General features: G+C 34.5%; 11 protein-coding genes and 2 pseudogenes. 7 read left to right on the top strand and 6 right to left on the bottom strand.

Annotated elements, in window-relative coordinates; translation table 11 throughout:
• Positions 1-2409: pseudogene (locus tag F6K15_RS34710) on the bottom strand (hypothetical protein); the annotation flags it as partial.
• 112 nt (positions 2410-2521) lie between these two features.
• Here F6K15_RS34710 and F6K15_RS34715 point away from each other — a divergent pair.
• A complete protein-coding gene (locus F6K15_RS34715) occupies positions 2522-2665 on the top strand; it encodes a hypothetical protein (RefSeq protein WP_293070189.1) in 144 nt (47 codons plus the stop codon).
• Positions 2666-3479: 814 nt separating this feature from the next.
• Here F6K15_RS34715 and F6K15_RS34720 read toward each other — a convergent pair.
• The gene (locus tag F6K15_RS34720; protein ID WP_375341111.1) at positions 3480-4835 is read right to left on the bottom strand and encodes an ATP-binding protein; all 1356 of its coding nucleotides are present in this window, start codon (positions 4833-4835) and stop codon (positions 3480-3482) included.
• A 109-nt stretch (positions 4836-4944) separates the two neighbouring features.
• On the opposite strand from F6K15_RS34720, the gene F6K15_RS34725 reads away from it, so the two are divergent.
• The 5 genes from F6K15_RS34725 to thiD all read left to right on the top strand — a co-directional run bounded on the left by F6K15_RS34725 (position 4945) and on the right by thiD (position 10197).
• Entirely contained in the window at positions 4945-5097 is a 153-nt protein-coding gene (locus F6K15_RS34725; RefSeq protein WP_293070193.1) for a hypothetical protein, read from the top strand.
• A 128-nt stretch (positions 5098-5225) separates the two neighbouring features.
• Positions 5226-5348, top strand: coding sequence for a hypothetical protein (locus F6K15_RS34730; RefSeq protein ID WP_293070195.1), 123 nt, complete (start codon positions 5226-5228; stop codon positions 5346-5348).
• Positions 5349-5837: 489 nt separating this feature from the next.
• Entirely contained in the window at positions 5838-6674 is an 837-nt protein-coding gene (locus tag F6K15_RS34735; protein WP_293070197.1) for a cell division protein FtsQ/DivIB, read from the top strand.
• 832 nt (positions 6675-7506) lie between these two features.
• Entirely contained in the window at positions 7507-8778 is a 1272-nt protein-coding gene (gene ftsZ / locus F6K15_RS34740) for a cell division protein FtsZ (RefSeq protein ID WP_293070199.1), read from the top strand.
• A 606-nt stretch (positions 8779-9384) separates the two neighbouring features.
• Positions 9385-10197, top strand: a complete 813-nt coding sequence (thiD, locus tag F6K15_RS34745) for a bifunctional hydroxymethylpyrimidine kinase/phosphomethylpyrimidine kinase (protein WP_293070201.1) — start codon at positions 9385-9387, stop codon at positions 10195-10197.
• A gap of 238 nt (positions 10198-10435) precedes the next feature.
• On the opposite strand, the gene F6K15_RS34750 is transcribed toward thiD, so the two are convergent.
• From F6K15_RS34750 to dndE, 4 genes and pseudogenes are all read right to left on the bottom strand, one after another.
• A complete protein-coding gene (locus tag F6K15_RS34750) occupies positions 10436-10579 on the bottom strand; it encodes a hypothetical protein (protein ID WP_293070203.1) in 144 nt (47 codons plus the stop codon).
• Between the two features lie 201 nt (positions 10580-10780).
• Positions 10781-10874: pseudogene (locus tag F6K15_RS39185) on the bottom strand (DUF4277 domain-containing protein); the annotation flags it as partial.
• A gap of 326 nt (positions 10875-11200) precedes the next feature.
• Complete coding sequence (locus F6K15_RS34760; protein WP_293070207.1) at positions 11201-11629, bottom strand: late competence development ComFB family protein; 429 nt, start codon at positions 11627-11629, stop codon at positions 11201-11203.
• A gap of 242 nt (positions 11630-11871) precedes the next feature.
• On the bottom strand, positions 11872-12264 hold the full coding sequence (dndE, locus tag F6K15_RS34765) for a DNA sulfur modification protein DndE (protein ID WP_293070209.1): 393 nt from the start codon (positions 12262-12264) through the stop codon (positions 11872-11874).
• Positions 12265-13113: 849 nt separating this feature from the next.
• On the opposite strand from dndE, the gene F6K15_RS34770 reads away from it, so the two are divergent.
• On the top strand, positions 13114-14859 hold the full coding sequence (locus F6K15_RS34770; RefSeq protein WP_293070211.1) for a hypothetical protein: 1746 nt from the start codon (positions 13114-13116) through the stop codon (positions 14857-14859).
• Positions 14860-15372 lie beyond the last annotated feature (513 nt).

The following is a 15372-nucleotide window of genomic DNA, read 5'->3' on the forward strand; positions in this document are numbered from 1 at the left end:
TAATTTTTCTTTGGCTTCTTGTGGATTAATGCCAAATTTTTGCTGAAATCTATCTAAGGTTTTAATAGGAGGTTTTTCTTCTTGTAGTTGACTTCCCACTACTTGCAATTCAATCGGACGAATCTTGTCTCTTTCATCTGCTAAACCATCAACAATTACATCTATTAATTTTGGTTCTAAATTAAATTTAGCTCTTTTTGTCAAACATTCTATAACAGTGTAAGCATCTTCTCTAGAAAAATCTCTTAAGTGGTAACGAATTTGTTTATCTAAAATATTATTATTAATGGCATCTAGATAGTTAATAAAGTCACATTCTAATAAATAATGTAAATAATCTTCTCTCATGGATAACATTATTTTTACAAAGGGCAGATTGAGGCAATCTCGCATAAATGTATAGAATGCTTCTCTCTCTTCACTGGTATTGCTATTAAAAAAAAATTCTTCAAATTGATCGAAGATTATTACTGTTAGTAAATTCCTCTTTGCATTGTTTTTTAAAATTTCTAAAATAGATGACTCTATCGCTTTAAATTCATCTGTAATGTAACGCAAATATGGAGTAACTTTTTCTGTTTCTAAATCAGATTTTATTGAGGTATTTGATGCTGTATTTTCTAAATAATTTATTTCCGGTTTTATGAGATTTTTATCCTGTAGATATTTTCCTTTGTTATATAAAGCTTTTTGTAAACAATTTGCTAATGTTTCCAGCCAGTCAGTATATACTTGCACTACTACAGGTATTGTATCTCTTGCTGAAATACTAATATTGTTTAAAGCTGGTACTAATCCAGCCTTAACTAAAGAACTTTTACCAACACCAGAACGACCATGAATAATAGTTAATTTGTGGTCATCTCGACTAATTCTTTCTAGCAGATTATTAATATCTTTTTGCCTACTAGAAGCAGTTATTTCTTCCGGTAAATTTTGATAATAATCCAGTGATTCTTTGATATAAACTTGTTTTTGTGGTTGTAATTGAGACGCACCAATAAAAGCTATCAGTCCATATTGATGACCAATTTGCTTCTGTGTTTTCTTGAGGCGAAAAGCTTGTAGATATCTTCCTTGGTCATAATAAAGCGATCGCAATTCTGTTAAAATCTCTAAATAAATTTTAGGGTCTCTAACTTTTTGAGTTTTTAAACTATTTTGAATTGCATTTTTTTCTGTAACTTCAGCTATTTCTAGATATTCAATAGCTTCTTTTTGACGATGTAGTTTTTTGAGACTCCTTGCTAGTAAATATAAGTATCTATTTTTTTCTGTTGGTAATGTTATATCCGTTGCATAAAATAAAGTATTAAGTGCTTTTTCAGATAGCTTCAGCGCTTGTTCCCAATTTGACTTTTGTAAAGCAACTTCTGCCAGAAAACCGTAATCTTGTGCTACTTGTAAATCATTTCCATATTCTTGATGTATTTTTAGCCCTTCTATGGCAATAACTTCTAATTCTTCCCAAGCTTTTTTCTTCTCTATAACTTGCCCTAGTGTTGTAATGACTTGAGCCACTAAACTAAAACAATTAACTTTTTCAAATAACTGTTTTGATTGTTGAAGTTTCAGTTTTGCTTGTTCTAGCTCTGGAAAATTAGGTGGAGAATTTTGAGTTGATTTCAGATAGTAACATAAGGCTATATTATATAAAACTATCCCTTGTTTTTCCACGATAAATCTACTGCTAACAATTGATGAACCAGAAGATTTAGCTTGATATAGATAACATTGTTCTCTAACTTCATTCTTCCATAAATTTAGGCTTTCTTGATAATGAAAAATAGCAGAATCTATCTTTTCATTGTAGTAGTCATCTCGACCGAGAATTAATTCTATATTAGCTTTGAGAATGGGTTCTAAATATTGATCGCGATTTTTGAGGTCTTTGAGAGCTAACTCAATTTCTTGACGTTTATTTTTACCTAATCCCTGAAAAGATGAACAATTGCATTGAACATCAAAATTGTAGAGTAAAAAAGTAGAGATTGTATTATTTGTTGATAATGGTATTATTTGTTTTTCATCACTAAATTCATTTATCCAATAATTCTCTATTTCCAACTTTAGTAAATTTATTAAATCGCAAGCTGCTAATTCAAATTTGATTGTAGCTGCTGCCCAACTTTTAAAATCAGGTGCTAGTTTAATTAGTTTAGCTAACAGTTCATCTGTTATCCATAAAACCAAAGGAAAATTAAATTTTTTCCGAAATTCATCCCTCACCTGATTAGTAGATATTAGTAGTTCATCTATTGCTTCTACTTTCTCTAAATCAAACACCATTAATGCCGATGGTTTCAGTGATTCATCTAGTTGTTTATCAATAGTTGTGTAAAGAGTCTTGACAGTTTTTGGTAATACTATTTCTTGAATTTCTACTGAAGATAAGTCTCTTAATTGCATAATAATTGTTTCCTGTAAACATTGATAGTTACAGAAAACTAAAATCAGTGAAAATTGTCCTTGAGAAAGAGTGATAGACCTAATCAATCTTTTCAACGACCGCTGATTGTAGATGATACTTTCTTCAAGATTTTTCAAGTCTTTCATAGTTAGAAGGAAGAAGGAAGGAGGAAGAAGGAAGAAGGCAGAAGGCAGAAGGAAAGAAAAGATTAGAAGGGATAAAGTTTTGATCACTAATTATCCAGATATAATATAACTATTGTTAACGCCCTTACAAAAGTTAAAAGTTAAAAGTCATGTGAAGTCAAAAGTCAAAAGTAATAAATTTTAAGTTAAAATTAAAAGGAAGAAGTTAAAAGTCAATTAATCACTATTTTTTTCTCCTGAATTCTGAAAAGAGACTATTCCGACTCCCTACTCCCTAAAAATCTAATTACTATTAATCCAAGTAGCATATTTTTTAGTTAGAAGGAAGAAGGAAGGAGGCAGAAGGGAAGAAGGAAGAAGGCAGAAGGCAGAAGGGAAGAAAAGATTAGAAGGGATAAAGTTTTTTATCACTAATTATCCGGATATAATATAACTATTGTTAACGCCCGTACAAAAGTTAAAAGTCATGTGAATTCAAAAGCCAAAAGTAATAAATTTTAAGTTAAAATTAAAAGGAAGAAATTAAAAGTCAATTAATCACTATTTTTTTCTCCTGAATTCTGAAAACAGACTATTCCTACTCTCTACTCCCTACTCCCTAAAAATCTAATTACTATTAATCCAATTAGCATATTTTATAGTTAGAAGGAAGAAGGAAGGAGGAAGAAGGAAGAAGGCAGAAGGGAAGAAAAGATTAGAAGGGATAAAGTTTTTTTATCACTAATTATCCGGATATAATATAACTATTGTTAACACCCGTACAAAAGTTAAAAGTTAAAAGTCATGTGAAGTCAAAAGCCAAAAGTAATAAATTTTAAGTTAAAATTAAAAGGAAGAAATTAAAAGTCAATTAATCACTATTTTTTTCTCCTGAATTCTGAAAAGAGACTATTCCTACTCCCTACTCCCTACTCCCTAAAAATCTAATTACTATTAATCCAATTAGCATATTTTTTAGTTTCTGCCAAAACCGGATTAATTCCAAACCAATGACCATCCCGGTCTCGATATTCAAACACAAACATACTTCGGAGTAAAGTTTGACATTCTTCCTCTCCAGTAACCCTTTGATTTTGTACTACTTTAAACAACAATTCCCACTCATCAAAAGTAATAGCTCTAATCAAGTCATCTCGATATTCCTGAATTACATTTTCTAAACATTTACGAGAGAAAGGAGGGTCCTCTTGCTGTAAACAGCTATAGAGTAACATCAACAGTCGTCGCATATGACCCCCACTAATACGGCAAAGTCTATTGAGAGTTTCAGGGGCGTCAAATAAGTTTGGGACTAATTCTAGACGTTCTTGAGATGATATTTCTGGAAAAGCTCTAGCTAAAACCATTTGTTGTAACAACGACATTCCTGGTTCATAGTCATTAGGTTCCATCGTCGGTTTCTTGCTCCTAACCTGTACCGGCACCATCGGTAATACTTTTGGCTTAACCCCAAATCTACTCGATAATCTGCCATAATCATTAGAGAACATTAAAGTGAGGGGTATTGTGTAAACTACATGGCAGTTTAATTTTTTCAATTGTTCTCCTCGGTCTACAAATAAATATTCTGGTTGAGTACGTCCCCATGACTTAGGTGAGTTATCTACCCGGTCTAGGTTATCAACAATCACTACAAGTCCTTGTTTGCCTCTGCGTTTCAGTTCAATATTGGCTCGTCCTAGTAATTCTTGATTGATTGATTCTAGAATAGTGCTAGTTCGTGGTTCTAGATATTGTCTTAATTGAGAACGTAGTTTAGGAGAATCTTTAGTTTTAGCAGTAATTTTGGCAATACCAATAGATACTTCTGCCTCTGCTGAAAGTTGGATCGGGGTTTGTAATACTTCTGATATTTCCGTAAATAGCTTTTGGAAGTACCCTGGTTTGAGCTTGATGTTAGCTTGCTCCATATTTTCACTGACTTGACGAGCGATCGCCAGTAAAATATCACTAATATCTACATCCCCCATATCTAAGTCTTCAGAGGATTCAAAGTAAACAACATGATACCCTTGTTTTTCGAGTTTATCTTTCAGTCGAAATAGTTCAGTGGACTTACCACAACCGATGTGTCCTGTAAATAGTTGACAAGTTGGCTGATTTCCAGATAGTAGTGTTATTGTTCTTTCTAATTCTCGAATAATGTCACTACCTCTAACACTGGCAAAATCTATGTAATATTTTTCATCTTCAGGATGTCCTACTATCAGGGTCTTGCTAGGGTTACAAGATTTGTAAAATTTAATTAAGTCAAGAGTCTCTAACACGGGTTTGCTCATAACAAAAAAAAGACAATATTGTATCGTACTTATACTGTTTTATTCTCTTGAAATTTTTGAATATGGGCAAGAGGTATCTTAACCCCTAGGAGTTTCAGCCTTAATAGTAATGAAATTGAGTATACAAACAGAGTATATACCAATTCCCAAAAAGCGTGAGGTACAAAACTCTAGGCAACAGGCAACAGCTCCGGAAGGCAATAGTGAAGTAAAGGCAAGAGTGTACCTCACGCTTACTGAGAAACGCTATAAAATCAATTAGATATTTTTTATATAGCAATATGATTTAAGTTCTGAGATATTGAAGACTCTTAGGGAACAGGAAACGGGGAACACAGAAGAAGAAAAAAATGAATATAAATATATATGAAAATGAATATATAAGTATATATGAATAATACCAAGCGTGAAAAAAGAATGTTACGAATAGTAAGAGGGATAAAAAAACTTTACAGGAGATGTCCCTTTGACAAAGCGGTGCGACCCCGCGACGACGATAGTCGCACCTGGTAGCGCACCAAGAGAAAAAGATAATTTATGCCCTAAAAAATGGTATTAAAGCCATTCCCATACGACTCGGTCCTCCTGACTTCCCCTCCCCTCCACGGTCGGGGTTAGGGGTAGGTTGGGAGGGGCCCGCGGGTGGGTTGACTCCTAAGAAATACCCTAGATATTTGTAGCAAACATTTATCAATTTGGTATAACATAAATGCTATATTGTATACCTTTAAGCAACATCTCAATTTTCACATCTGATTCCTGATTGCTATATATATTAAGTTAAGTGCATCCAATAAAATTTGAGTAATTAGTAAAAAAATCTACTGGTGTATAAATATTTATAAATACTAAATAATTCGCGATAATTTAACTATTTTCTGTTTCCTAAAAATCTCAAATATTTCACAATTAAAATAATATTTATATACGATCGATAGAAATAATAATTATCTAGGGTAGCATTACAAATATGAACATATTAACTAATTAGTGAGTAAATAAATGGCTAATAGCATTGCATCGGTTTCTCGATCTGACTTGTCAAGTCGGCGACAAACATTGCTGCGTCAAAGACGATTAAAATTAGTAGTTATAATATGGCAAATACTAGCAGTTGGTGGTTTAGCAGGAACTTTACTATGGGCAATTACTCAGCCAATTTGGCTAATAACTAAACAGGAGCAGTTAAGCGTAGAAGGTAATCAATTACTTTCAGACCGAGCAATATTATCTCTAATTCCTTTAGAGTATCCTCAGTCTCTTTGGAAAATTCAACCACAAGTACTAGCTAAAAATTTAGAGTCCCATGGTCCAATTGCCAGGGCAAAAATTAGTCGGCAGTTATTTCCTCTCAGTTTAAAGATTGAGATTACAGAAAGACGCCCTGTGGCAATTACTCAACTGAAAAGTAAAGTAGGTGCTGGTCACTCGCAAAAAATGGGGTGGTTAGATGCTGAAGGGAACTGGATACCCCTAGAAAGTTTTTCTGCTCTAGAAAGAACTCAATCTTTACCTACTCTAAAAGTAATTGGTTTTACTGAACAGTATCGTAAATATTGGCATCTTTTATACCAAAGCCTAAGTCGTAGCCCTGTTAAAGTATTCGAGATTAATTGGCAAGATCCAGGAAACTTAATTCTAACAACTGAACTGGGAATAGTTCATCTAGGACAGTACAGTTCTCGATTTAGCGAACAATTAAATGTTCTAGACCAAATGCGAGAATTACCAAATAAAATTGATACTCGCCGAATTGCCTATATCGATCTGAAAAATCCAGAATCTCCTTTAATCCAATTACCAAATAAATCTAGAGGAATTAATATTCAATCTAATTAGGTTTGGCTGAATTAAAGTCTTTTTGCTCTTTGTAGGAGACAGGAGACAGGAAAAATAGGAATGAGCGAGGAGGTAGGAGTAAGAATTTTCCCAAGCAAGATTGTTCTGCCCAATTATGAGCATAAAATACTAACTTTTTGAGCGTTTTAGACTGAAACAGGCGCACTTTTTAAAGGCCCCAAAAAGGCACTTTTCTTTATATGTCAATGCTTTTAGATTTAATCAGCAAGCCATAATTAAATCGATAATAATTTCAAAGTATATTAAAGAATAATTTCAAAGTATATTAAAATATAGCCTTGAGTTTCAGAAAAACTCCAAAGCAAATTTAATTGTATGTCCTTCCATTTTTAAGCTGTCAATTTTAAAGTTGTAAATCGAAATTTCTAAAAGTAAGCATTCCACAGGAAATGCTGACCTCGAAAAAAAATAATTATAAAGACGCTCAATAATCAGCTAAGTTCCCAAGAGATAAAAACTAATAAATATTCTGAGCTGGTTGGGTTATAACTCAACATACTTTAGAATATGACTCATTAACCTATGCTAAGAGCTATTCTGGTAATAAGGTATTGGATTAATTAATGAGTCACGTGAACGGTTCCTTGAAGATTATGAGAAAAGCAGCTCCCTTTTGTTTTTGACTATGGGATAGAGGAGCCAGTGCGTTGGGCGGGTCCCCCGACTTAAAGCAACTGGCGTGGTGTTGTAGTTCACCCAGTCAGAGTAACACCTGCAAAATAAGGATATGTCTTATGTGACTATATTTTTATGAACTATAAATTAAATTAAATAAAAGTAAAAAATACTATATATCTACCATCCCTAAATAATGATAGTGAATAATCAACAAGGGGTCAACAATGAAAGTCCCCAGTCCCACGGACAAGGAAATTTTCCATTACCAAAAAATGTCTCTAATCCCTTTCGCAATAGCTCGGGACTTTATGGAGAAACAAGTTATGACCCCAAAGCCACCCCAAAGGAAGAATCTAGGAGTGATGATATTGTGCCAAGTAATACAGCAAAAATTAAAGTAATAGGTGTTGGAGGGGGTGGCGGCAATGCTGTTAACCGAATGATTGCTAGTGAAGTCTCTGGTATAGAATTCTGGACAGTTAATACAGATGCCCAAGCTCTAACCCTGTCCAATGCTCCTAAACGTTTACAACTTGGACAAAAACTTACAAGAGGCTTGGGGGCAGGGGGTAATCCGGCTATTGGCCAAAAAGCGGCTGAAGAATCTAGGGATGAAATAGCTAATGCTTTAGACCACCCCGATCTAGTATTTATTACTGCTGGAATGGGAGGTGGCACTGGTACTGGTGCAGCACCGGTTATAGCTGAAATTGCTAAAGAAGCAGGGTCTCTGACAGTGGGTATTGTGACGCGTCCCTTCACTTTTGAGGGAAGACGTCGAATTACTCAAGCTGATGAAGGAGTTGCTGCTTTACAAAGTAGAGTTGATACTTTAATCGTCATCCCCAATAATCGTTTGCTATCTGTAATTAATGAACAGACTCCCGTACAGGAAGCTTTTAGAATTGCAGATGATATATTACGTCAAGGTATACAGGGAATTTCAGATATTATTACTGTGCCTGGGTTGGTGAATGTGGACTTTGCTGATGTACGAGCAGTTATGGCAGATGCAGGTTCGGCGTTGATGGGAATTGGTATGGGGTCTGGGAAGTCTAGGGCAAGGGAAGCAGCAAATATGGCAATTTCTTCTCCTTTACTGGAGTCTTCAGTGGAAGGTGCTAGAGGGGTGGTATTTAATATTACTGGTGGGACTGATTTAACTTTACATGAAGTTAATACTGCTGCTGAGACTATCTATGAAGTTGTCGATCCTAATGCCAATATTATTTTTGGGGCTGTAATTGATGAGAAAATGCAGGGAGAAATCAAAATTACTGTTATAGCAACTGGCTTTAGTGGAGAAGCACAAATTAATCCTACCCAGGAAATGGCACAGCCAAGACGGTCAATACCAACCCCTACTCCAACTCCAACTCAAAGCATTGAGCAGGAGAAAAAATTACCAGGATTGGATATTCCTGATTTTCTGCAAAGGCGACGGACTCCACCTTCTAATAAATAGATAGATGGTTAAAGCAGGGGAATTTTCTTGATATTAATATCCAGATCGATTCTATTATTTGTTATATCAAATCTGTTAGTGTTGCACGACAGTGCAATTTAAAGGTTTAAGTTAATTAAGTTAATAGTAGTTTAGTTAGGGCTGAATTTAGGTATTCTGTAGTGGTTAAAACGCTTATAGAACCCATTTGGTATCTTTTCTTGAAATACAAAAGTTTCAGGAAAGCCGTTTTAAGGATTCTAAGAGCTGATTGATAAAGTAAATATTAAGAAGCTGAATTCCTTGCCATACAAGGGTTTTGGGAGTTATATTTCAACAACACTTAAATCGCTGAGAGTGAGGTAAAATGAGGGTTTTAGCTAAGTTTACAAATCAGCTTTAAAAACTATAAGGGTTCAGGAAAACGAAAAATTGTGAAAAATGACTGCCAGAATCATAAAACCCAGATGGGTATTGGACTTGTAATTTGTTAAATAGATCCCAAATGGCTTCTATATGGTGTGGAACTATAGATAAAATCTAAGTTTTATGCAGTATTCGTGCGTAAGTTCTATTTGTTTAAAAATAACTGCCGACTATTGACTACTGACTACTAAATTTGATATTATGAATAATTTTATAGAATTAAGTATTCCTGTTGCTTTGACTATTGCTGGATCTGACAGTGGTGGTGGAGCTGGTATTCAGGCAGACCTGCGTACTTTTGCTTTTCATTGTGTTCATGGTACGAGTGCTTTGACTTGTATTACTGCTCAAAATACTTTGGGAGTGAATAGGGTTGATGCTTTGTCCCCAGAAGCGGTAAAAGCACAAATTCAAGCGGTTGTTACGGATATAGGCGTACAAGCAACTAAGACAGGAATGCTATTGAACCAGGAAATTATCTTGGCCGTAGCTGAAGAAATAGAAGCTTTAAATTTAAAAAAATTAGTGATAGACCCAGTGATGGTCTCCCGTGCGGGTGTTCAGTTAATTGATGATTTAGCTGTGGCAGCTCTACAGAATGTTTTGCTGCCTAAGGCGACTGTTGTTACTCCTAACATTTATGAGGCAGAGATTTTTACGGGTTTAGAGATTAATAACCTAGATGATATGCAGATGGCTGCTCGGGACATCCACAGGTTAGGGGCAAAAACAGTTTTAGTAAAGGGGGGAGCTATGAAGAATGATTTGCGAGGAGTAGATGTTTGGTTTGATGGAGAACAGTTTGAGATTTTAAGGACTGCTAAGGTTGAGACTAATAATACTCATGGCACTGGTTGTACTCTCTCGGCAGCGATCGCTGCTAATTTAGCTCAAGGGAAAGATTTATTTTCCGCAGTTAAATTGGGGAAGGATTATGTCACAAATGCTTTGGACTATGCTTTAGAAATTGGTCAAGGTCAAGGTCCAGTAGGACATTTTTTTCCTTTGTTATAGCGCAGGAGTCAGGAGTTAGGAATCATATCATGTCCGGTAGCATCGGTCTTGTATAAAGAAGGTAAGGAAGAAGGAAGAAGGAAGAAGCTTTAAGAAAAGGAAAAATTTTACTTATATGGCGGTAGATATTTCCCCAACTTTTACACGGGACTATACCAACGGACATGATATCAGGAGTCAGAATTCAGGAATAAATCATAGTGTTGACATCCTCCCCGGCCTAAAGGCGCGGGGATTCCTACTGAGCCATAGCTCTTCGGCGGGTTGACGCTTCACAGGGTGCTGCTTCCTTGGCGGTAGTCTGATGCTTCCCTCCACGTCCGTTTAGAGTTTCCGAGTGCCCCCCGGCAACTAAAAACACTGTAGCATATATCCAATTCACTTGCATGCTCAAATAAAAAGTCGCCCTACAAGGGCGAGGCTTTAAACCCAATTTTTCGGTAACTTAACTAAATGAAGATGATTTACATAGTATAAATACTTGGCCGTGTTTTTTTATACTACTTTTAATATTACAAATTGACGTGCGGAATGTGGGTTTACTGCTGTTCCTGCCCTGACTTTCTCTGTCTTTTTTTTCTTCTATTAATTCGTTAATTTTCTCAACTATTCCTATTTCATCAATTATTCCAGCTACTAACCCCAAGTGGTCGGGCATTTTTTATTTCCACTGACATTTTTCTTTTTTTATTTCTTCAAAACATCTTCTGTTATTACATCAAAACTCTCTTTTTTATTCTTGATCTACCTCAGTATTTTTGCTTAAGATTTTTTTTGATTTTTATTATTACCAGTATTAATATTTAATTCATCGCGTTGGCAGAGCAAGTGCGGTAGCTACATCGCTCTTTTATATTACTTTAATATTACATCTTGAAGTGCGGAATGTGGTTTCTAAGAATAGCCCAAATCTTTATATGTCTCGAGCTTGGAGGAAATTTTTAACTACGAAATTGGCTAAATGGCTAATAGTTAAGTTGATAATAGCCATTTCAAAATATACTTATTTTCTAGAACTCCCTAAGCGATAATACTGACCATACTTCCAATTATAATTGTTACTGCTTTGTTTATTTTCTGCCGTAGATCCTTCTGCTTGTGAGAGTGAGGAAGATACTTTTTTTGTTTCCTCTCTAAATAGAGGAGTTGAACTTTTCAAAAGGTCTCTTTGTACTGCTGCAAAAGCATGACGTACTACTACCGCAATTTCCTTTCTATAATCTTCTTCTGCTTTTTTTGTTTGAAACTTCCAGCCTTCCTGACTACAAGCATATAAGGGTGGGAGACGGTTCAGCGCATAAGTTTCTACATCAGTTCGCTTAATATATTTCGCTAACTTTTGAGGCAACAAAGTAATTTGGCGATTTACTTCTTGTGCTACCATCTGTTCCATGACATTTAGATATTTCTTTTTTGAGTTAGCCTGAATCATTGCATATCTCCTTTGTTCAAATATTTATTTAACCTACCTAGCTGTTTTACCTCAAACTTAGGATGAGAATGCTTCTATAAATGATTAACTTACGTTTATTACTTGATGTACTCAATTTCCATTATTTTAATTACAATTTTATGTAACTAAATCGTTACATAAATTATTGTTTTTAATAAACTTATAGTTGCTCTCTATCTGTAACAAGAACTACCTAAATGTTTAGTATTTGGAGTGAAAATTTAGTCGAGAGAAGGAATCGCAGTTGCAATTAAGTCTTCTATCCTTTTGATATTTGGGTTACCAGCTAAATATCCAATACCTCGATGCAAGTGTAGGCGAAACTGGGTGGCCAAAGTTTCCCGGTCTATACCTATTCCATCATTATAGCAACGTTGCTTGAGAGCCAATAAAAAGATGTCAGAAAATTCTCCACCGAAAATTCTCCATGTTAATTCTAAATTACTATCAGTAGGGATTGGCACTGGAGAGGGAATACTTGATTCTGCTAAAGAGCAACAAAATGCCCAACGACAAAGAATATTCCATTGGTCTATTTTGGTATTGCGCTTCAGTTTAGTTAACTGATCTTTGGCTGTTTGAGAAAGTCGTATTCTTTCAATTGGTAGTTCCATTAAAGGTCTTAAAGTTGCCGATGGAGTAAGTATTATGAGGTTGATTATATCACAAGGAAGAAGGAAGAAGGAAGAAGGAAGAAGGAAGAAAAATATTGCGTTGTCTGAGTTTTAAGTTTTTGATCTTTCCCAACCTTATGTTTCGACTGCTATATCTTTAATTTTTTTTTTATTTTTAAACTGCAAAAAACTTTGTGAATTCCATCACAATTTTTATATTAAAATTAAAAAACGCTTTCTGACTGAATGCTCCGCAAATAGCAGTTCAGCAATCAGCTTTCAGCTTTTTAGAAGGGGATTTAAACCCCTATTAAAATTAAACAACAAGCTATAAGTCGGGGATGTTTTACCGAATAATTAAGGTAAAATTCCTCTCCTCTAAAGGAGAAACAATGAATTAATTTTCCTTTTATTCAATCCTATTACTTTTAGGGAAAGGTAATTATCAATTATCAATTATCCATTATCCATTATCCATTATTGAACCAAGCCTGGAGGTTCCGGAATGCTCCGCAAACAGATACCTAATTCTATACACAATATGGTATTATCGCATTTCTAAATTTTGGTTAATTACACTTTTTTTTCTTATATTTTGATATAATAATTGGGTAATAATGTTTCTCGAAAACCTATTATTTTGTATATCAAAATTATAATTATTTTCATAGTATAAACAATTATTTTAAATATCTGTTAAAATCGGCATATTCAATAAAATTTTTATTATATAGCGTTTTTCAGGCTAGTGAGGTACACTCTTATCTTTACTTCACTAATTGCCTGTTGCCAGATGAGCTGTTGCCTAAAGCCTAGAGTTTTGTACTTCACCAGTATGGGAATTGCTATATGTTAATTACAAATATACATAAATTTTTAACTGCTCCTATAGATCTAGATCAAAAATCTTATAAAGGGGTGATATTTTGGTTTAGTCTCAGCATGACTTTTGCTACAATTTATGCTTTTATGACTTTGAAAAAAGCTTTTGCTAGTAGTCTGAGCGTGCAAGATGATGCTAGACAACATATTTTTTGGATGCAGCGTTTTTTTAATCCTGATTTATTTCCCAATGATTTAATTGCTGATTATTTTCAGTCAGTAGCTCCAGCGGGATATACTTTACTTTATAAAAGTGCAGCAACTATAGGAATTAACCCGTTTATTTTTGCCAAAATTATCCCTTTTATTTTGGGTTTAATCTGTACTTACTATATTTTTCAAATTTGTTTAGAGATATTACCAGTACCAATGGCAGGATTTATTGCTGCTTTGGTGATGAATCAGGCTATTTGGATGAAAGATGATGTTGCTTCTGCTACGCCTAGAGCATTTGTTTATCCATTTTTTCTGGCTTTTTTATATTATTTACTCCGAGGTTCATTACTCAAAATGGGAATAGCGATCGCTCTGGTGGGATTATTTTATCCTCAGTATGTATTTATTGCTTCTGGCATTCTAATTTTCCAATTAATTTACTGGAAAAATGGGAGGTTTCAACTATCATCAGAAAAACGGAATTTTCTATTTTTTGGAGTTGGTTTAAGTACGGCATTTTTTGTTTTATTACCTTACGCTTTAAGTTCTTCAGAATTCGGACCTGCTATTAGTCGAGAAGCAGCAATGGAATTAAGGGAATTTTATCCAAATGGGAGGAGTACTTTTTTTCACGTTCATCCAAAAGATTTTTGGTTAACTGGCAAACGTAGTGGAATGTTTCCTAAGTCTTTATTTACTCCAGCTACTCAATGTGCAGGATTATTATTGCCGTTTTTATTGGCTTTTAAATCTGGTTTTCCTTTAATCAGAAATATTACTAATAGAATTTGGTTATTAGTACATCTATTACTGTCATCTTTGGCAATGTTTTTCATTGCTCATGCCTTACTTTTTCGGTTACATCTTCCTAGTAGATATACAGGATTAAGTTTCCGAATAATTATTGCTTTGGCAACGGCGATCGCTCTAACTTTAATTATTGATGCTTTGTTTAATTGGGCAGAAAATAGACAAAAATCTCCTGTTAAATTTCAGGGTATTATTTCTTTAGTTTTAACAAGTTTGATTATGGCGTCTCTGGTTTTATATCCTGCTTTTGTTAAAGGTTTTCCTTTGGTTAAATATAAAGTGGGTAGAGCTACAGATTTATATAGATTTTTTCAAGCACAACCTGAAGATATTTTGATTGCTTCTTTGGAGGAAGAGGCAAATTTATTACCTACATTTGCTCAACGTTCTATTTTGTTGGGTAGGGAATATGCTATTCCTTATCAAGTTGGTTATTATAGTCAATTTCGCCAACGAACTATAGATTTAATTGTTGCTCAGTATAGTTCAGATTTAACAGATGTGAAAAATTTTATTCAAAAGTATGGAATTGATTTTTGGATGTTACATCGTGGTAGTTTTACGCCAGAATATGTTGAGGATAATAGTTGGTTAATGCAATATGAATCTGCACAGGAAGCGGTGACTTTTTTGCAGTTAGGATATATTCCTGCTTTGGCAACAACTATATCTATTTGTACTGTTTTTCAGAATGATAGTTTATTTGTTTTGGATACTAATTGTATTGAGGAAGGGAGTAGGGAGTAGGGAGTAGGGAAGTAGGGGTTTGGTCTCCAAACCCAAGAGTCTAGTAGTGAAGTGTTTCATCTAAAATGATGCAATAGCAAATTTTTAATATATAACTTTCTCTTGCCACAAGGAAAATTCATTTTCTGAAGCACCAATACAGAGGTGATGGGTAGTGAAAAATTCCTTCTATTGCCGATAGAGCAATGATTATTTCATACCAATACAGAGGTAATGGGTAGTGAAAAATTCCTTCTATTGCCGATAGAGCAATGATTATTTCATTCTCTGAAGCACCAATACAGAGGTGATGGATAGTGAAAAATTCCTTCTATTGCCGATAGAGCAATAATATATTCATTTTCTGAAGCACAAAGGCAGAGGTGATGGGTAGTGAAATTTCCTAATGGGACTTACACAACTTAACTGGCCAAATTAGGCTATAATGCTTGTAAATCAATAATTTTACGTCTCCCGCGATCGCTATTCTATGAAAGAAACAACCCCTACTGCAATGCCCCCTTGCTTTGAAAG

The sequence above is a fragment of the Okeania sp. SIO2B3 genome (assembly GCF_010672525.1).
In the GTDB taxonomy this organism is placed as follows: Bacteria; Cyanobacteriota; Cyanobacteriia; order Cyanobacteriales; family Microcoleaceae; genus Okeania.

Coding starts and splice junctions, on each gene's coding strand:
- F6K15_RS34715 (WP_293070189.1), top strand. CDS start 2,522: ATGATACTTTCTTCAAGATTTTTCAAGTCTTTCATAGTTAGAAGGAAG.
- F6K15_RS34720 (WP_375341111.1), bottom strand. CDS start 4,835: ATGAGCAAACCCGTGTTAGAGACTCTTGACTTAATTAAATTTTACAAA.
- F6K15_RS34725 (WP_293070193.1), top strand. CDS start 4,945: ATGAAATTGAGTATACAAACAGAGTATATACCAATTCCCAAAAAGCGT.
- F6K15_RS34730 (WP_293070195.1), top strand. CDS start 5,226: ATGAATAATACCAAGCGTGAAAAAAGAATGTTACGAATAGTAAGAGGG.
- F6K15_RS34735 (WP_293070197.1), top strand. CDS start 5,838: ATGGCTAATAGCATTGCATCGGTTTCTCGATCTGACTTGTCAAGTCGG.
- ftsZ (WP_293070199.1), top strand. CDS start 7,507: ATGATAGTGAATAATCAACAAGGGGTCAACAATGAAAGTCCCCAGTCC.
- thiD (WP_293070201.1), top strand. CDS start 9,385: ATGAATAATTTTATAGAATTAAGTATTCCTGTTGCTTTGACTATTGCT.
- F6K15_RS34760 (WP_293070207.1), bottom strand. CDS start 11,629: ATGATTCAGGCTAACTCAAAAAAGAAATATCTAAATGTCATGGAACAG.
- dndE (WP_293070209.1), bottom strand. CDS start 12,264: ATGGAACTACCAATTGAAAGAATACGACTTTCTCAAACAGCCAAAGAT.
- F6K15_RS34770 (WP_293070211.1), top strand. CDS start 13,114: ATGTTAATTACAAATATACATAAATTTTTAACTGCTCCTATAGATCTA.